Origin of the sequence: Gilliamella sp. wkB18 (assembly GCF_001690875.1) — a bacterium.
In the GTDB taxonomy this organism is placed as follows: Bacteria; Pseudomonadota; Gammaproteobacteria; order Enterobacterales; family Orbaceae; genus Gilliamella; species Gilliamella apicola_A.
The window spans coordinates 56911-73886 of record NZ_LZHM01000040.1; the positions used below are offsets into that span (position 1 = coordinate 56911).

Annotated in this window: 21 protein-coding genes and 1 pseudogene; all 22 read right to left on the minus strand. The window is 37.3% G+C overall.

Features of this window, described 5'->3' with window-relative positions:
- Positions 1-3 precede the first annotated feature (3 nt).
- The gene (locus tag A9G48_RS03620) at positions 4-471 is read right to left on the minus strand and encodes a DUF4041 domain-containing protein (protein ID WP_065575796.1); all 468 of its coding nucleotides are present in this window, start codon (positions 469-471) and stop codon (positions 4-6) included.
- Between the two features lie 350 nt (positions 472-821).
- A complete protein-coding gene (locus A9G48_RS03625; protein WP_065575797.1) occupies positions 822-1163 on the minus strand; it encodes a phage tail protein in 342 nt (113 codons plus the stop codon).
- Between the two features lies 1 nt (position 1164).
- Positions 1165-4200: a phage tail tape measure protein gene (locus A9G48_RS03630; RefSeq protein WP_034945295.1), complete on the minus strand. Its 3036-nt coding sequence runs from the start codon at positions 4198-4200 to the stop codon at positions 1165-1167.
- 83 nt (positions 4201-4283) lie between these two features.
- Entirely contained in the window at positions 4284-4589 is a 306-nt protein-coding gene (locus A9G48_RS03635; protein WP_034910062.1) for a DUF1799 domain-containing protein, read from the minus strand.
- Positions 4589-4900 carry a phage tail assembly chaperone gene (locus tag A9G48_RS03640; protein WP_034910063.1) on the minus strand — a complete coding sequence of 104 codons (312 nt, stop codon included), beginning with the start codon at positions 4898-4900 and terminating at the stop codon, positions 4589-4591. The genes A9G48_RS03635 and A9G48_RS03640 overlap by 1 nt, the downstream gene beginning before the upstream one ends.
- Before the next feature lie 10 nt (positions 4901-4910).
- Positions 4911-5570: a phage tail protein gene (locus A9G48_RS03645; RefSeq protein WP_065575799.1), complete on the minus strand. Its 660-nt coding sequence runs from the start codon at positions 5568-5570 to the stop codon at positions 4911-4913.
- A gap of 14 nt (positions 5571-5584) precedes the next feature.
- A complete protein-coding gene (locus tag A9G48_RS03650; protein ID WP_051634131.1) occupies positions 5585-5992 on the minus strand; it encodes a phage tail terminator-like protein in 408 nt (135 codons plus the stop codon).
- A 3-nt stretch (positions 5993-5995) separates the two neighbouring features.
- Positions 5996-6574, minus strand: coding sequence for a hypothetical protein (locus tag A9G48_RS03655; RefSeq protein WP_034945288.1), 579 nt, complete (start codon positions 6572-6574; stop codon positions 5996-5998).
- A complete protein-coding gene (locus A9G48_RS03660; protein WP_034945285.1) occupies positions 6575-6928 on the minus strand; it encodes a hypothetical protein in 354 nt (117 codons plus the stop codon). It lies immediately after the preceding gene.
- Positions 6928-7407: a DnaT-like ssDNA-binding protein gene (locus A9G48_RS03665; RefSeq protein ID WP_034945282.1), complete on the minus strand. Its 480-nt coding sequence runs from the start codon at positions 7405-7407 to the stop codon at positions 6928-6930. Before A9G48_RS03665 ends, A9G48_RS03660 begins: the two co-directional genes overlap by 1 nt.
- 37 nt (positions 7408-7444) lie before the next feature.
- Entirely contained in the window at positions 7445-8422 is a 978-nt protein-coding gene (locus A9G48_RS03670) for a major capsid protein (RefSeq protein WP_034945279.1), read from the minus strand.
- A gap of 14 nt (positions 8423-8436) precedes the next feature.
- A complete protein-coding gene (locus A9G48_RS03675) occupies positions 8437-9204 on the minus strand; it encodes a hypothetical protein (RefSeq protein ID WP_034910070.1) in 768 nt (255 codons plus the stop codon).
- 79 nt (positions 9205-9283) lie between these two features.
- The gene (locus tag A9G48_RS03680; protein ID WP_034910077.1) at positions 9284-9469 is read right to left on the minus strand and encodes a hypothetical protein; all 186 of its coding nucleotides are present in this window, start codon (positions 9467-9469) and stop codon (positions 9284-9286) included.
- Between the two features lie 649 nt (positions 9470-10118).
- A pseudogene (locus A9G48_RS12125) lies at positions 10119-11180 on the minus strand (hypothetical protein); the annotation flags it as partial.
- Positions 11177-12565, minus strand: a complete 1389-nt coding sequence (locus A9G48_RS03690; RefSeq protein WP_034945275.1) for a DUF4055 domain-containing protein — start codon at positions 12563-12565, stop codon at positions 11177-11179. The pseudogene A9G48_RS12125 and the gene A9G48_RS03690, both read right to left, overlap by 4 nt.
- Positions 12565-14067 (minus strand): hypothetical protein, encoded by a 1503-nt coding sequence (locus tag A9G48_RS03695; RefSeq protein ID WP_034945272.1) that lies wholly within the window; start codon positions 14065-14067, stop codon positions 12565-12567. Before A9G48_RS03695 ends, A9G48_RS03690 begins: the two co-directional genes overlap by 1 nt.
- Positions 14067-14669, minus strand: coding sequence for a hypothetical protein (locus A9G48_RS03700; RefSeq protein WP_034945270.1), 603 nt, complete (start codon positions 14667-14669; stop codon positions 14067-14069). The genes A9G48_RS03695 and A9G48_RS03700 overlap by 1 nt, the downstream gene beginning before the upstream one ends.
- A gap of 72 nt (positions 14670-14741) precedes the next feature.
- Positions 14742-15107, minus strand: a complete 366-nt coding sequence (locus A9G48_RS03705; protein ID WP_034945268.1) for a hypothetical protein — start codon at positions 15105-15107, stop codon at positions 14742-14744.
- Between the two features lie 11 nt (positions 15108-15118).
- Positions 15119-15844 (minus strand): KilA-N domain-containing protein, encoded by a 726-nt coding sequence (locus A9G48_RS03710; RefSeq protein WP_034945265.1) that lies wholly within the window; start codon positions 15842-15844, stop codon positions 15119-15121.
- A gap of 235 nt (positions 15845-16079) precedes the next feature.
- Positions 16080-16328 carry an Rz1-like lysis system protein LysC gene (lysC, locus tag A9G48_RS12130; RefSeq protein WP_442903332.1) on the minus strand — a complete coding sequence of 83 codons (249 nt, stop codon included), beginning with the start codon at positions 16326-16328 and terminating at the stop codon, positions 16080-16082.
- On the minus strand, positions 16249-16578 hold the full coding sequence (locus tag A9G48_RS03715) for a DUF2570 domain-containing protein (protein WP_034945264.1): 330 nt from the start codon (positions 16576-16578) through the stop codon (positions 16249-16251). The genes lysC and A9G48_RS03715 overlap by 80 nt, the downstream gene beginning before the upstream one ends.
- 67 nt (positions 16579-16645) lie before the next feature.
- The coding region (locus A9G48_RS03720) for a lysozyme (RefSeq protein WP_141672952.1) at positions 16646-16976 on the minus strand (331 nt) is incomplete at its 5' end.

Genomic DNA, 16976 nt, shown 5'->3' on the forward strand with positions numbered 1-16976 from the left:
AATTTAAAGATCGATCAAATTGTCTATTTTATGGTCTGGGTTTAAATAGTTGTAGTACAAAACCAATTCATCTAATTTCAAATTAAAATACTCAAACGAAATAGATACACTAAAAAGGTTTCGTTTAAACTCTCCCAATCCATTTAATTCATAAAACGATTTTTCTATCATTTCACCCAAGACATGTATATTGATCTGCTTTATTTTGGACATAATAATGTGACAATCACAATTAAATGCTCTTATTAACAGAATGCACAATCTATCAATATAATTATCTTCTACATTGTTAAAAATTTCATAAGGTTCACTCAGATTTACATCACAAGCAGACTTTTGGCGAATCATTAATTTTTGCCTGTCTTGAATTTTTTTTATTTCAAGCTTTATCCCCTTAGGAATTTCTTCCGTTATTTCTATTGAACTAGGAAAATAACACTCTTCAAGCAAATCTTCTTCAATGCTAGACATATAATAATCCTATTTTATATTAAATTTTACGTTAATATTATTTGATCATTATGTTAAGAGCAATAAAAAACCGCCTACTCGGCGGTGAACATTTACTAGTATTGTGAATACAGCTGATGACTTTTCTAAGCCGCCTACTCGGCGGTGAACTAGATTATATCAAACATAGCCTTTTGTTTTAACTAAAATTTAACCAATTTCCACAAAATAACCCTTTTTTCTAGCTCTTAAATTAATCTATATTTTTCAATGAATTAAAAAAGCGATTAAAAAAAGGGTTGTTGAGTTCACCCTCAAAAAACATCAGAAAAACTTTGATAAAATCAATGCCTTTACTGACCAGTTTTTAATCAAGGTGAATAAGCTTGAATAAATTTGAATGATAGTGAAACAACTCTGCCGCCAACAAATTCGGATTCGATTGATTTATTAACAACTCGATATAATTTTTCTTCGCCATAAGGATTTTTCCACTTAAACGACTTTATAATATGCGTGTTCAAAAAATCACGAACTTCTTTTATTTCGTTGACACATCCTGTATAAGTTAAGTCCCACGATTCACTGGCATTATTAATACCATTACTGGATAACTGGACATATCCGTCGCCAAATCCAGCCTCATTAATATTTGATGAATCGGCGTGTTTCGGATTGCCCATTGTTTTCCATTTAAATATATCTATTGCCATATTACCTCATTGTTTTAATTATGTTATATAACTCTCCACCAGGAGAAACAGATTTTTTAAACATTTCATTCATCTCTTTTTGAATGACTGCGCCAATCTGTTTTTGAGCTGATTGAGCATCAATACCACTTTTAACGCCTGACGTATCATTGTTGGTAGACGGCATATTCACTGTTACGTTAGCTGTAACGTTTACGGCGTTAGATGAACCGCTTGATTTACGAGTAAAAGCAATTGGTGAGGCATGACCAAGATTAACTGCACCACCACTTGCGTATCCTCTTTGAGCGTCGTTCATTAATGCATAAAGATTGCCAACGCCTAAACGCTTTGTCGCTTCTTTGGTAAATACGAATTCGCCTTTATGAACAATACCTGCAGGCTCATACTTATTGCCTCGCCCTGTAAAACCGCACGAGTTAATGCTGTATCTAACATCCCCACCAGTTGCGTAACCTCGAATCAATCCACCGTTATAAGCTTGCTGTAGCCCTCCCGTTGCTGCACCAGCACCAGCGCTAGCCATTCCAAACCATTTCATTGATGACTGTATTGCTTGAGCAACTAGCAACTTATTGATAATTTCAATAATGTTGGTGAGAATTGACTTAGTAAGACTTTTAAAGCTCATTTTCCCAGTTGTAACAAATTCAGTTAATGAGTGACTAACAGAACTCATGGTTTGTTGTCCTAAATCACGAAACGCATCAAACATGTTTCGTGAAGCCTCTGAAAATTCATTAATACCCACTTTTAGCCCTGCAAACCAATCAGTTTGATTAATGTCTTCCTGCTGCCAGCTTTGTTGTAGCGCTTGTTTTGCCTTGTTATATTCCTCGGTGATTTTTGCTATTTCATTCGGATTTGTCGTACCTTTTAAAGCAATATCACGCTGAGCGTCAAGCTCTGACATTTCATTGTAGCGATTCGCATTTTTTGACGTCATGCCAAAAGTAGCTTCACTAGCTTTAGATTTTGCAGATAAGTTTGTAGTGTACTCTTGCATTTTTTGAAGCGCTTTAGTCGCTGTTTCGTATTGTGCAATTTCTTCACTAATAGCAGCATTTTTAGCAAACTGAGCAAGCAAAGCATCTTTATGCGCAAGCACATACTTTTCATGCGCTGACATTCTTGATTTATTGCCAGTACTTTCTAGCGTTTGAATCTGAGCTTGTAAATCAAAGTACTTTTTGCGCTCGGATGTTATAGCACTAACTGTTGAGCCTTGCTCACGCAATGCTTGAAGTTGATTTTTTAAGCTGATTTCTTGCTGTTGTGATGTGCGTAAAAGATTAGTTGCTGAAGTTCCTTTTTCTGAATTTTGTTCTCTTATTTTTGCTGCTGCCAATCTTCTCATTTCATCAGTTACATAACCATCTTGCCCTTTCTTGTATATTTTGTTAGCTTCATCAGCCTTCCTGTTCATTTCAGCAATTTCAGATGTTACGCGTTGACCTCTGGTTAATATCATTTGAGAGTACTGATAAAAAGGGCTTTTTTTAGGGTCTACAGCTTTATCTACGTCAGTTAATGTTTTTAAGAAACTGACTTTAAACGCGGCATCGCTTGCTTTGTTTGCTATTTTAACAAGTCCGTCAATCAAAGATTTAAATTTGTCCGAGCTATTGTCTGATGTGATGTACAGCTTGCTCAACTCATTTATTAAATTGCTTATTTTTTCCTCTGCTTTAATTGAGTCTGTTTCAGCATCAATATCAGAAAGTTGCGTTAATATGCTCTTTGACTGCTCTTGTGTAATATTTAAATACTCTGCAAAACGCGCTATTTTTGTGTTAATGCCACCAATAATCGCCTGATCATTATATTTAAGCTCTTCATTTAAATCTCTGCCGGCTGATTTAATTTTATTAATGTTTTTTAACACTTCTTCTAATGCAGACGCACCACCAGTTCTACGAAGATCAGCATATTCTTTGCTTGCTTTTTGCATTGAAGATATACCCGATGTCAACTCTTTCTTGATATTTGAAATAGTTGTCTTTAAGTCTTTTTCACTAGATTTCAATGCTGCTTGAACTAACGGCCTATTTTTCTTAAGTAACTGCATCATATCGTCAGACAAGAAAGTAAAACCTGTATTCTTATCTGTATTCAATACTCTATTTAAACGGTCTTGCGCTGCTGCTAATTTATCAGTAGCGCTTTCGGTTTCAAAAAGCTTTGGTATCATGCTACCGAGCAAGCCAACCATAGCAGAAATACCGATATTTACAGGGTTTAACGAGGTTAACAGGGTACTAAAAGTATTGCCTATGCCATTTTTCATGATCATTGACATGCCAAGCGAGTTCATCCCTGAGAAATTACCACTCATCAGTTGCATTTGCATTTTAGCCGCTTGATTTGTCGCTGTTCTTGTAACATGTCCAAAAGAGCGTGTCTCTGTTGCTGCTTGTCTTAATTTTCGAATATAAACATCAGCGGATGAGCTAACCCCGAGCTGTGCAGCTTGATATCGCAATAACTGCTCTTTAGATAAATTTTGAGTTGCTACTTGTGCTTTTAATTTGTTTAAAAAATCAGTTTTCGCTTTTGTTGCGATATTTTCAGCGGTCGTCACTTCTCTTTGCTTTGTTGCAACATCTCGTAGTAATTGCGTGTAGTTACCAAGGTCAAGCTCGTTGTTTCTGAACGCTTTGCTGACGCTGCTACTTATTTTTTCCAATTCTTTTGATGCAGTATTAACGTCTTTCAAACTATCAAGCTGATTTCTAAAACCGGCATATAATTTATCGCTAGACGCCGCAAGTTGCTTTCTGGTTGCGATAAGCTTTCTTTCTTGTTCGGCTTTAATTCGTGATACTTTTGCGCCTTTTACCGCATTTTGATAAACTCGTTCAAAATCCCTCAGTTCTTCATCGGTTACTTTTAAGCCGCGTTTTTTTGCCTCTGTCAAGTCGTCAGTAGCCGATGCCGCTTCTTCTGCCTTCTTGCTAAAAACGTCTAGCTTTTTATTGGCTTCATCAACGCTTTGTACATCAATTTTAAGTTGTAGTGATGTAATTTCTTCTGCCATAGTTTTCTCCAGACATTAAAAAACCACCCGAAGGTGGTTTGACTGATGGGTGACTTTTCAAATGTTACCCTTTAAACTAATAATTATTTGGATTTGTGCATTAATTTCAGGGCTTCACTTTCCATTATTTGAATATCATTAAAAATAGTCTCGTTTTCAGCTATGTTGTTAACTTTCATAACCCATGGTAAGCAATTGTAATCAAGCCCTGTAACGCCACCCATGCTTGTACGCCATTGGGTGGACATTGCTTTAAATAGCTTAAAAACATCTAAATTGTCTTGCCATATTTCTACATACTCATCAGCGTAATCATCTTCGGTTAGACCGAATGCCGCCAGTTCATCTTTTGACGGCTCGGGGGTATATAGAGCAATGGCAAGTTCAATTAGTTTTTTTCGCGCTGACCTAACATTTCTTTATAGTATGTATCGGTTATCGCACGCCAAGCAGCAGGATAGTTATTTAATAAGATTTGCATGTTTTCTTGATTAAATTCTTCATCCAAGCTCCAGCCTTGAACTATTTTCATGACAAGATCGACGATTTGTTTATCTTTAACTTCATCTTCAAGTTTAGCGAGCTTATCTGCTGAGTAATGTTTAAAAGTGAGTTCGATTTGCCCGTCCTCTTGACCTGCTCGAGGAATTAAAACATTACATTTAAACGTTGGTTCTGCGACTAATTTAAATTTTGCCATTTAGTTATCCTTATTTATCTTTGTAAAATGTGATTGCTGGTGATTCGACTGTTGTATTGATTTTTACAGTTTCAATTTCGTTAATAGCTGTTTCAGGTGCTGGGTCAAATGACACACGTACAGCGTCATAGCGAGTTTCTTTTGCTTTCGGTACATACATTTTCATTGCTACCACATCGTTCGTCTGATCTAATTCCTGCAATAGCGGATAGATCGGCAAAGAGCTGTCATGAGCAATAGTAAAGCTTTTGCTTTTTGCTGATTTAATGGTTGGTAATTGTCGTTCTGTATCATCATCCAAAAATTGAATTTGAACAAATTGTTGTTCACCGCCCTCAGTAGCAACTTCTTTTACCTGTGGCAATCTTTCCCAAGCTGTAATTTTAGTTAATGTTCCGACGCCCTCATCAGCAGGAAATGCGCTGACATTTGTCGTATTAATATTGCCAAGAATGACCTCTAAATTATTAACTTTCGATACTTTAGCAACCGCATTATTTAATTTTGTCCAATCCGAAGCAATTAGAACCTCATCACCGACCACAAGCCCGTGATTCGCTTTCAATGTAACAACCGCTTCTTTGGCGTTTGTAATAGTTTCAAATGCTAAAGCCTCGCCTTTTGATTTTTGCACGTAAACACGTGCGCCGTTAGGTAATGCAAAACCCATAGTAAAACTCCTAATTAAATTAATGTATCAGCACGGTAATTCATGCTAATTGGTATGGTGTAAGTGGTTTTATCCGTGATAGCTGGATAAACGCTTGGTATTGAGTTGATGTAAAGTGAAAAATTATCTTTGGTTAACTCTGTATTGAGTTTGAAATGCTTAATAATCGCTTCTGATATTTGCTGAGAGCGTGATTTACCAGTGTTAATTGGAGCTACTACGCTAACTTGATAAACTCCTTTGTAAATCCGTGAATTACCGCCCAAATCAAAGCTGGTTGTGATTGCTGGCAATATGTTGGATTTCAAGTATATTTCGTCATTAGGTGTTGCTTCAATGTTTTCATAAATGATTGGTAAACCTAGTTGGTTGGCAATAATATCTAGATGCGATTCGAGCAATTCTGAAATTGTCGAAATCAATTATTAACCTCCTTTTGCGGCATTTTCAAAATGAACTTGAGCATTTAGTGCGGCGACCCTGACAATACCGTTAGGCGCTTGTTTAGAGTGTCCAAACTCTAATCTCACACTGTAAGGTAGGTTGTTAGTAAAGTAGATTGACTGAACACCATTTGTATACCGCCCAATCTGCTCGATACCATCTTTTAACGTGTCCATTCCTGATGGATCAATTCTATCTAGTTCAACAGATGCAGGCACATTAAAGGTAACTTGCCAATTACCACGAAACCGTCCACCAGAATAATTCGCTCTTTTCTTGATGTCCATGGAGTCATTAACTTTCAACCCTTTCTTTAGTCGCCCATTTTTCGTTAGATTGTCAGGATTATCTCGCAAAGATGAATTATAGTCAGAAACAGCAATGTTATATGCTACAGCGGTTTGATTAATCGCCCACAATTCAGGGTTACCCACTGGCGACATTCTGATAATATCTTGCAATATTTCGATACAGGCCTTTTTAACTACAAGCTCATTTTTTGCTTTCGCTTTATCTACAAACGCATTGATAGACGATAGAAAGTTTTGGCTATTTGACATTTACGCTTTCCTCAACTGTGCTTTGTAGCATATGAGAACATCAGCAGGTTTTACGGGATTAGGCTGTTTAATCAGGTATTTTTCACCGTCAATGGTTACAATATCATTGATTTTCAGCTCAACATCAGCAGAAAAAACCATTTGAACATCTCCCGACTGAATAACTGTTCCGTCAATCTCAATAGGGTTATAATTGGTTTTTATGCCTGTTGTAGTAAAGGTCTGATTTTCGGTAATAACTTCTTTACCGTTAACAATCGATACCTTACCCTTCCTTAATACGGAATATTTCATGCCATATTTTGAAAGGAGCTTCAAGGCTGTATTAAATGAACGTTCATAAAAGTTCACCATCACGACCTCTCGGCAATACAATTTATTGAGAACCCACTGCTAACAACCAAATCGCCCAATATTGACATAACAGCCGTATACTGCGGTTTAAAGCCAGATTCATCGACCGCATAAGCGACTGTTAACGCACCAGCTATAGACTCCGACTTTACTGGAGCCTCACGCACACTAGGTAATAAATCACCCGAAATAGCTTCAATAGCTAACATGCATTGAGCTGTTATTAGTGGAGTTGGGATCTCATTGCTAGGTAATAAATAGCCATCCAAAACAATATTCTTTCTAGGAAATGGTAAAGTTTGGCTTTGTTTGGCTTTCTTACCCGCCCAATTTAATCCATTCAAATAGTCCATTGCTTTAATGAGCAATGATTCTTTATTGTCAGGTAAACTTATATCTCTTGCGTTAGCAAAATGCTCTAAATCATCAATGCTTGCATAACTGTTAAAGTTGCTAGAATTAGGATCGGCATTAATCATTCATTGCTCCATAAAAAAGGGCGTAAAGCCCTTTGTTTTAATTATTTCCTTTGGCAGATCTGCTGTTAACGTTTGGCGCTCCTAGTTTGATTAAAACGCCAGCGGTAGATTTATTGCTGTCAAAGTGTTTTTTCCAGTTAACTTGATTGCTTAGCTTGGCTAAATCTGGGTTAGCGCCTTTTGATGTATCCCAACTATAACCGAGTAAGTCAATGTTAACTGTACCCTCTGCACGATATCCGATTGCTAGGTTCTCTTGCGTATTGATGTCATAAGAACGGAAGCCCGGAGCTTGTGACTCAGTGATTTTTACAGCACTTGCAACTAAACCTAAAATCGCATCAACTGGCGCAGAATCTGTAACTAATACAGGTTTGCCTAATGTTCCCGGTTGGCCACCATAAACCACAACACCAGCTTCTTCGTATAGCTTGTTATCCATTGCCTGATCTACAATGTCAAAGTAGGTTGTAGAATGCATAACAAATAAAGCAACACGATTGAATTTGTCGCCGTATTTGCGTAATCCTTTAGTTAATGTTTTCTTCCCATCGGTCGCGATATCTGCGGTTACTGTCATGTCAGTGTTAGCACCAATAGCAGCCATTAGAGAATTGATGGCATATTTAACGTAGCCCTCTAATGTTGCATCTGCCACATCAACGCCGATCACCTCTGAAAATTCAGAAATATCACGCCCACGGCGTTTAAATGCTTCTTCTGTTGTTTCATAGGGTCCATATTTCCATGGCACTTTGACGCCCACAGCTTCGCCTGCACCGATTTTTTTACCTGTAACAGGATCAACCGAATTAATATCACGAGGGTCAATAGAGCCGTTAACCTTATAAAATGCTCGTTTACGAAAATCTCCTTCAATTAATTCATTGTCGATAAGAATTGCACCATTAGATGCCGCATTAAATACATCCAAGTTATCTTGGCGTCGCTCTAAAAATGCGGTTTGTGCTAAATCGTTGTAAATGATTAAATCTGTATTTACTGTTGTTGCCATTATTTAACTTCCTCTTAATCTTTTGGTAATTTTAAATATGCTTGTTGACCATATTTCTGGATGTAGTTGTGTTTTTCCGTACTGGTCATTTTTGAACGAACTAAATTGGAACCGCCTGCCTTATGACCTCCGCCTCCAGTGCCTTCGGCTCTTGGAAATAAGTGTGGAGCATTATCTTTTAATGATTCCACCCACTCTTGAGGTGTTAACGGAGTTTTACCGTCTTTACCAAGTAAAGGTTCGCCATCTTGTCCTACTGCGACAGCCTCACCGTCATCACTTAAAATAAACATACCTTTGGCACGTAAACTAATATCTTCTAATGCTTCTGGTAACGCTCCTGCTTTCAATGCCGCATTAGTCATTTTGTTGCTAAGCACAATACTGCTATACTTTTCGGCTTTCTTTTGTGCGCTATCAGCTCGCTCTTGTTCAGCTTTAAGTTTTTTATCAAACTCGCTTCTAAACCGCTCTGTGCGTTTGTTTAATACCTCATCGATTTTCCCTGCTGAAATAAGTTTTGCTTCTTCATCATCTGAAAATCGCTGTAAGATTGTTTTGACGGCGTCAGGATCAATCCCTTCAAACTGCTTTAGTTTTTCAGATAATGCCTTTTGCTTACCTAATAATTCATTATTTTTATTTTTTAAGCCTTGCGTGTTTTCAGCAACTGCTTTATCTATTAAGGCTTGCACTTCTGGGGTGATTGTTGCACCACCACCAGCATCGCCGCCCTCTTGTGCTTCTGAATAAAACTTTCGGTTAATTTCTCTAAATAACATAATTTCCCCTCAGGATTTGAGCTTTGCTCTGAAAATAAAAAAGGCCGCATATAGCGACCTTGTAGATGTTAATAAATATTTATTTATCTATTGTTTTGCTGTTTTCCATTTTATTGGTAACTGCACTCATACTCATAGCCATCATACGTTTAATGGCTAAATTTGGCTCGTTATCAATTAACTTTTGTATCTCCACTAAGATATCATCATCCCACGGCTGTTTTTGAATTAAAGCGTGGACCTTTCTTAGATTATCGTTTGTCATGTTTTATTAACCATTCTAGTATTAAAGGATGAATTCTCTTTCTCGATTCAGTATCGCCAAGCATATACAAAGCAAAGCTTTCAGAAAAAAGCTCTTCATTTGAATCAGAAGAATAATAACTTAGCACATGCGCCCATTTGTCATTATATGCAATTTGAGTGATTTTAGATAAATACTTCTCATCTTGATAATATAGATAGTGCCCAAATTCATGTGCTATTGTTCCTTTTATGCTTTGAACTGATGAGTAAGGTAAAACATCCAAGTTAGCAATTATCCGTGCTAGCTGTTTTTTATCTGGAGATAAATCAATTTCATAAATGGCCATATCTTTAAACCCTAGCATGGCGGCGTTTTCTGCAATTGCCTCCCATTCGCTTGGGTCTAACATCCATTGCGCCATGTGAATTGAGTTTTGAGATAAATTATAAGCACCAGCCGCAGTTTCCGAAAATTTATCTTTTGTCCCTAACCATGAGAGTTTTGATAAATTGAACCTTTTAATAATATCTTCTGATATTTCAGCAACACCTTTAGCGCTTTCGAGAGATGTATCTTTCGGAAATTTAACATTAGCAGCTATGCTTTTTCTTTGCATCCAATTTTCAACATCTTCAACTGTTCTTAAATTTGAAAGTTGACCACTAAGTTGGTTGTTTAATTCGTCAATTGTTAATAAGTGTCCATCGCGAGTGAAAAACTTTTCTGGCTCAATTTCTCCATTTCGTAATAACCTCGCTCTTTCTACCCCTAATATTTGCTCTTGCCTCTCCTGTGATTGTGTTTTTAGCCAATCAAGATAAGAGGTTTTGGCTGGAACTTGACCATCCATTGATGCTCTTGTGCCTGTTGGCACCTCATCAATGTCGATCCCTAGTTCACGATAACTTTTTAGTATAAACGTTTCAACAGACCGACAACAAAAATGTAATTTACCCGGTCCGTCACCGTATGGAATGTCATGACCAATAGGCTGGTTATCTAATGTATACTGTTTTAAATCACGAATAATACACATCGGCGTAGTACTAGTATCAAGCGTAGATAACCATTGCTTGCCTTTTATTAAATCGCTATTAGCCTTTCCGAACTCATCACGAGAAACGGCGGCTGTGTGAGATACAGCTGAGCGAATTAATGATGATACGTTTCTCTTACTAGTTTCTAAAACACCATCTTTATAATTGTTCTTTTTAGTGCCTCTCACTCTCCTAATAATCTGTTCAGTGGTTTCACCAGTTGCATAACCAGTTCTAACGGCATTGGTAACACGCTTAAGCCTGTCATCTTCGATATTACTTACCCATTCAGATAATAATCGCCCTTGAAATGGTTTTGCTTTTACCGCCGCAAATAACTGATTCGGCGATATCTGCATTAAAGGGTACTTAGCTTTAACAATATCGGGTAATAACGATTCAAACAGTGAATATTGATAATTACTCTCATATTCACTAAATGCATTTAATTCACCAAAGAGATAATCAGAAAATGAATTTAATGACTTAACACTACTGAGCATTGATTCAAGTCGTGATATTTTAAATTCGCTAGAAGATAAATCATCTAACGCAATATATAGTTGGGCTGTTAACTGTTTATCAACGACGTTTAGTAGTTTAAGCGATTCTCTTATTAAGTAATGTTCATAACCAACTAGATTAACGCGGTGAGAGATTGCTTCATCTCGTAGTTTTTTGTTAATTGTCATAAATTACCTAGCAACCGAGGATCTGCGTCTTTTAGCTCCTGCTTGACGGTTTCAGGATCTGCGCTTGGGTCAATGATATCTATTTTTTGCATTGCACGTATCATATCCTCATCCCTGATTGCGCCTGATTGCCATGAGCTAACAATAGCGGTAATCATGCCGGCATCAGCAATCTTAGAAATAAACTCTTGATTGATAGAACAGACAATGTCATCAACCACTATCCCAAGATAATGAGCACACCATTTAAGTGCTATCGTGTAAGCCTCCGACACGTTAGAGCAACATATACCGAGTACGGATGTTGATGCTGTTTGATCACCATTAGCTTGTGTTGCGGTTTTAGCTGATGAGTTTTGTTCTATTAACCTAGCGCCTAGTGCCACCATATAATTGCGCTTATCGTCCATACCCTCTTTAGCTAAAGTGTTGGGTTGAGCTTGAGCGTAAACAAAATTACCACCCTGAGGAAGTAATAATGGGGTACGAGATCCAATCTTGACACCATTCTTTTCCAAGAAATCTCGCCATTCTGTGTCTAATCCGATGATTGCAGGCTGAACCTGCCCACAAAAGAATAAACTATCTTCATAATCAGCACTATTACGATAGTGTCCTAAATTAATTTCAACTAATGAAGATAAAGGAGAATCATCAATTGTTGGGTCATTGTTTTGAGCGCCTACAAATGTAAATGGAATTTCATGCCAATGATCTTCATTTTTTGGTTTTGGCTCATAAATAGAATCAATTTCATAAGGTCCACTGTTATTTTCACCTGTACGACGCCAAACCTTACAGATAAACTTGCCTTCTTCAATGCCTAACTCTCTGTATTGAGTGATATCTTTAAAACCATATCCATCAGAGACTTCAACTACTTCCCGAAGAACAACTAAAACTAGCTTATCTTTGCCGTTAATTCGTTGTGTTCGCCAGTTAATAATATCTTCTGCTTTATACGATAAAATCATAGCCTCATTAGAATCTGAGGAATAATCAACATACAGACCATGACGGCCAACTTCTAATACTGATTCAAGCGTTGATTGTGACTGTTGGTAAATACTTGTTCCCGCACCATCTGCATTAGTTTTGAGATATTCCAACTTGTTAGGGATGCTAATTGTTGGATCTTTGCGGAAAGCCATACCAATTAAACCAATTTTTGTGTGACCAGTAATACTATAAAAAACCGCCCTTGCAATATAATCTTGATTGCGTTTTTTATTACGTTCACTCTTATCTGTGGGATCTAAATAAGGTAAATACTGATTACCTTTTGATTTAATTATTTCAGCGCCAGCACAAACATCCCGCATTTTTTCCCAGTTAATAGATGCTTGTTTGTGCTCAGGTCGAATAAAAGTAATGTCATGATTCATTAGAATGTTGTTTCCATTTGAATTGTAAAAGCTTGTCTGCGTGCATTTCGATTAGCCACAGCAAAATATCTAAACGCATCCGCGCCGTGTGATGTATGGTCATGTAGCGGTTTATCTCGCCAACAGCCGTTTTTATCATCCCACGCTTTTCGATAGGCTTCTAAATTAGCAATACCTTGTTCGCATTTGCTTGAATCAAATGCACAAAGAGGAAGAATTTCACGAACTGATTCGATGCCATCATCAACACTTAACCTTGGGGCTACATTAAACTTAATGCTGTATTTCTCACCGTCAATTTCATAGCCTTCTTTTGCTATTTGTTTACGGCTCTTACCATCACCCGATAATTCACGATTATCAATATCATGCGGTGCCCAGTGCTCAGCATATTCATAACCAAGCTTTTGGGCTTTATCTTTCAGGACCTTCATGTAGTGCCTGAGACCCTCGCCACTATTTTCGTAGTAGTCAATGATGTGAAATTCTTCACCCACTTTGCGCACAAACCAAATAGCGGTTGAATCACCAATACCCAAGTCCCAATAGGTATAAACTGGTAGATGGCGATTATCTGGTAGCGTGGTAATGCGTTTTTCTTTGTATAGTTCTCTGAATTGCCTTGCATAGTAAGCACCCTCGATTGATTGCTCAAAGGCTTCACTTGGAATAGATGGATATTCACGCTTCATATCATCGCCAAGCGTTTTCTCTTTAGCGTGATACCAAGCTTTTTGTTGTTCGGTTAAGTCGATACCATGCTTAGTTTTTATTTCGCTAAAATACTCTTTTAATCGAGTTGGTATCGGTTCAACTGGCGCTATCGCATAAAGTGGATTCTTCCACCAAGAAAAGAAGAAAAATTTCCAGTCTAGTGATGATAAAGGCTTACCTTGAATATGAGCTTTTTCAGCTGTATTGCAGTAATCATAAAAATAACCACTTTTACCCTCCGCTGTGCTTTCGATAGTAATGAAACAGCCTGTAGCAACAGCTTCGAACGCACCTGTGACGATTTCCTTGGCTTTATCAGGAAACTTAGCACAAATTTTACCGAACTCAGAAACATGCAAGTAACGCAATGTACCGCCACGGAATGAAGTTGATACATAAAGCGAACCGCCTTTTTTAAAGACCAACTCACCTGCGGCATCATTACTAGCAGGATTCGCTTGCTTTATTTCTTCTGGCAACCTGTCATACGCATATTTTACTTTTTCTCTAAATAATCGTTTAGCATCATTTAGAGTATGAGCAATCAACGCACACTTGGCTGATTCAAATAATGCCGCGTCTAGCTGAATAATGCACACCTCGGTAGTAAATCCTAATTGACGAGCCTTTAGGATGATATTTCGAGTGTGCATACCTTCGAAGTATTCAAGCTGCTCAGGTGTCATTGTGAAACGAATTTGTTTACCTGTTTTATCTGTGATTCGGTAGAGATTATTTAAACGCCAAAGTTTATTGCTGAGTTTTCTTAAATGTTCAGGAGATAACATTACCCCTCCTGTGATAATTTATCCATTAAGTCAGATAGCTGATTAATCGAGTTGTCCTTTGGTATGTCATCTATGCTGTAAGCTTGTCGCTCTAAAGTGATTAAGTTTTTAAGTGTTTCACTTAATGCTTTCATTGATTTCACTCTTTCTGGCATTGATATGACGGACATATAAACTTCATTGAGTTTGTCCCTACCGTTTTGGTCTGGATTTGCTAATAACTCACCAAGTTTTTTGAATGCCTCTATATCAGCACATTCAGCGCCAAGCTCTTCAAATAAGGCGTTGGTAATATTACGAGCTTTACGAATATCGCCTCGGTGTTCCATTCGGATATTGGCTATTACTTCGGCGTTAGCTTCAATTAGTATCCGCTCGTTAAGTGCCTTTTCACTGGATACCTGAGTGGATACCTCTTTTTTGGATACCAATGAATCTGCTTTGTTTTTTATTTTTGAGCTTAAATCTCTTTCCCACCCATCACGCTTTGCTCTTTTATTTATTGCGCCGTGAGTTATTCCGTGTTGTGAAGCGATCTCTCTTATAGACAGTAATCCAGCCCTGTAGGCCGATTCGATAGCCTCCCAGTCTGGCTTTTTCATAATCTTTCCTTAAATTAATAATTGAATTTGTTTCATTTCTCTTTACCTCGGCGAACATGATTAACCTAGAAGTTAATGATACGTAACTGCTGATTTTGTTTCTTTCTCTTCTGATTTCATTAAAATGAAACTGCTCATTAGATTGTTTAATTTATCTATGCCAGATTGATTTAAATAAAAGGTAGTGCCGATTTTTAATGAACAGCCCTCTTTTGTTTTATTCATATCAATCATCGAACCATACATACACATGCGTTCAAATTCTGAAAGCTCTCGTTCATAGAATCCCTCCAAGAAGGACGCTAGGCTGTCGGGTTCTAATTCCAAGTTTCCTAGATGATGTTTGAAAATATTATCGCCATTTATTCTAATTAGATGTTCTACATATGAGATGCTAACAATGCGAGCGTAAAAAATAGGGTTTTTATTATTATCCATGATAGTTACCGTTATGCAGCTAATATAAATTTAATCTGACCTTTTGTATTAAATATTGTTGAGCATCGAGCCTCAAAATCCTTATAATCAACACAACCTTTTGCAATTGTTGTTATTGCTATTAACTGGTCTTCTACTGCTTTCAAAGCTTCTGGTTTTAAAAATTGATGGATTTTGTCGCTTTTCTTCGTGCGCTCTTTGATGCTCTGATAAACCTTTTTAGGTAGTACGACACCATAAACCCACTTTTGGGTTATCATTCCGAACAATGACGGGCAACCACCAATATGGTTATTGAACGGTAGATTAGTCATTTTGGATAATGCTTGATAAAAAGGCCGTTGAAATCGTTTTTCCCATGTTTGTGGCTCTTTATGAGTTAGTATTGCTAATACTTGTTCGTCTGTGTACGTTATTGATTGAGAGCGAATGAGTTTATCTATTTGCTCATCACACCATATTTCAAAATCCACAGACAGCCACCGAGCAAATCGAACGGCTAATTTAGGATGAATCCAAGTACCACCACCACGATCCTTTCTTGCTCTGCTAGTTTTTACATACGGGATTTTCTGGTATCTAGATTCTAACGCATTGATATAATTAACAGTATCAGGAAGATTTAGCCAATCATTTGGTCTTCTGCCAAATTTTGACGCAGCTTCTGTAGCGTTAATCCAACCATCATCGTTAAAACCAACTTGATGACCGTTAAAATCAAATTTAATAATATTCATGGTGTTCTCCATTAGAAATGAGTTTTAGTCACACAGGGAACCAGTTCAGAGAGGTAACCATGAAAACCATCTGGCTCCCTCTAAAACTCATTCCTAAGTGGCTCTTGTTGTTAATTGCCGTGTGATGGCAAATTTCAGATATAAAAAAACCGCAATTAAGTGGTTTGATTAAATATGCAGTTATTTTTTATAACTGCCCGAGAATTTTTATAGTTTATGCGGTAAAAGTGAATAGTTATTTATTAATTTCCCTTATCGCCTTTTTATCGCTATTACACTGCCTAAGTTCGTTCAATAATTCAGTGTACAAAACTGGACATTGTCCCCAAGTGATTCGTTTATCAATATGAGGCTCGTTATTTGGCTGTGTTAGTGATGCAGGAATATTGCATTGATAAACGTACTCAGTTTTTACCGCTCCGCATCCAGTCAGACACGTTGCTAGGCATAAAATCATTAGCACATTGATTATTTTTAAGTGCATCTTTTATTTGCTCTTGAAGTTGTTTAATTGACATAGCGTCTTGAGCTTTCTCTCGCTCTCGTTGCGTTATAATTTGATTGTTTTTAGCGATATTCTGCTCTAACTGTTCGATTTTTCCGAACAGTTCAGCTTTATCTTTTTGTAGCTGTTTCTTCTCTTGATAATTGTTGTAACCGAAATAGATAGTAAAGACAAAGCCTATAATGATTAATGCCGTGTTCGCTATATTTACTTTAGACAATTTGAACATGATGAATCACTCAATAATAACGACACAAATAAAAACCAACCCCAACCGTTGACATCATTAACAGCCATTATTGAAGCAATGATGAAGCATAAGATAGACATAACGCTTTCTCCTTTTCTCGCCTGATTACTAAGCCATTCAGTACTTTACCGCCTGCTTTATTCCATTTCGGAAACTCATTACAAGCTGCTTTATAATCACCGTTGTTCAAATGTTTATACATTGTTGATTTCCGCATGTTTGAACAACCGCAATTAAACGTAATCGAAGTAACAGCATCAAAAACAGGTTGAGGCAAATGAAAACCATTAGCGTAGCGATTGACACACCGCTCCGCAGTTTTGATATCACCAACCCAACGCTCCGCTATTTCCTCGTCTGTGTAAGCTTTTTGCTGA

Coding starts and splice junctions, on each gene's coding strand:
- A9G48_RS03710 (WP_034945265.1), bottom strand. CDS start 15,844: ATGAATATTATTAAATTTGATTTTAACGGTCATCAAGTTGGTTTTAAC.
- A9G48_RS03645 (WP_065575799.1), bottom strand. CDS start 5,570: ATGGGTTTTGCATTACCTAACGGCGCACGTGTTTACGTGCAAAAATCA.
- lysC (WP_442903332.1), bottom strand. CDS start 16,328: ATGCACTTAAAAATAATCAATGTGCTAATGATTTTATGCCTAGCAACG.
- A9G48_RS03630 (WP_034945295.1), bottom strand. CDS start 4,200: ATGGCAGAAGAAATTACATCACTACAACTTAAAATTGATGTACAAAGC.
- A9G48_RS03625 (WP_065575797.1), bottom strand. CDS start 1,163: ATGGCAATAGATATATTTAAATGGAAAACAATGGGCAATCCGAAACAC.
- A9G48_RS03675 (WP_034910070.1), bottom strand. CDS start 9,204: ATGTTATTTAGAGAAATTAACCGAAAGTTTTATTCAGAAGCACAAGAG.
- A9G48_RS03620 (WP_065575796.1), bottom strand. CDS start 471: ATGTCTAGCATTGAAGAAGATTTGCTTGAAGAGTGTTATTTTCCTAGT.
- A9G48_RS03640 (WP_034910063.1), bottom strand. CDS start 4,900: ATGGCAAAATTTAAATTAGTCGCAGAACCAACGTTTAAATGTAATGTT.
- A9G48_RS03660 (WP_034945285.1), bottom strand. CDS start 6,928: ATGGTGAACTTTTATGAACGTTCATTTAATACAGCCTTGAAGCTCCTT.
- A9G48_RS03695 (WP_034945272.1), bottom strand. CDS start 14,067: ATGTTATCTCCTGAACATTTAAGAAAACTCAGCAATAAACTTTGGCGT.
- A9G48_RS03670 (WP_034945279.1), bottom strand. CDS start 8,422: ATGGCAACAACAGTAAATACAGATTTAATCATTTACAACGATTTAGCA.
- A9G48_RS03665 (WP_034945282.1), bottom strand. CDS start 7,407: ATGATTAATGCCGATCCTAATTCTAGCAACTTTAACAGTTATGCAAGC.
- A9G48_RS03680 (WP_034910077.1), bottom strand. CDS start 9,469: ATGACAAACGATAATCTAAGAAAGGTCCACGCTTTAATTCAAAAACAG.
- A9G48_RS03655 (WP_034945288.1), bottom strand. CDS start 6,574: ATGTCAAATAGCCAAAACTTTCTATCGTCTATCAATGCGTTTGTAGAT.
- A9G48_RS03705 (WP_034945268.1), bottom strand. CDS start 15,107: ATGGATAATAATAAAAACCCTATTTTTTACGCTCGCATTGTTAGCATC.
- A9G48_RS03690 (WP_034945275.1), bottom strand. CDS start 12,565: ATGAATCATGACATTACTTTTATTCGACCTGAGCACAAACAAGCATCT.
- A9G48_RS03715 (WP_034945264.1), bottom strand. CDS start 16,578: ATGTTCAAATTGTCTAAAGTAAATATAGCGAACACGGCATTAATCATT.
- A9G48_RS03700 (WP_034945270.1), bottom strand. CDS start 14,669: ATGAAAAAGCCAGACTGGGAGGCTATCGAATCGGCCTACAGGGCTGGA.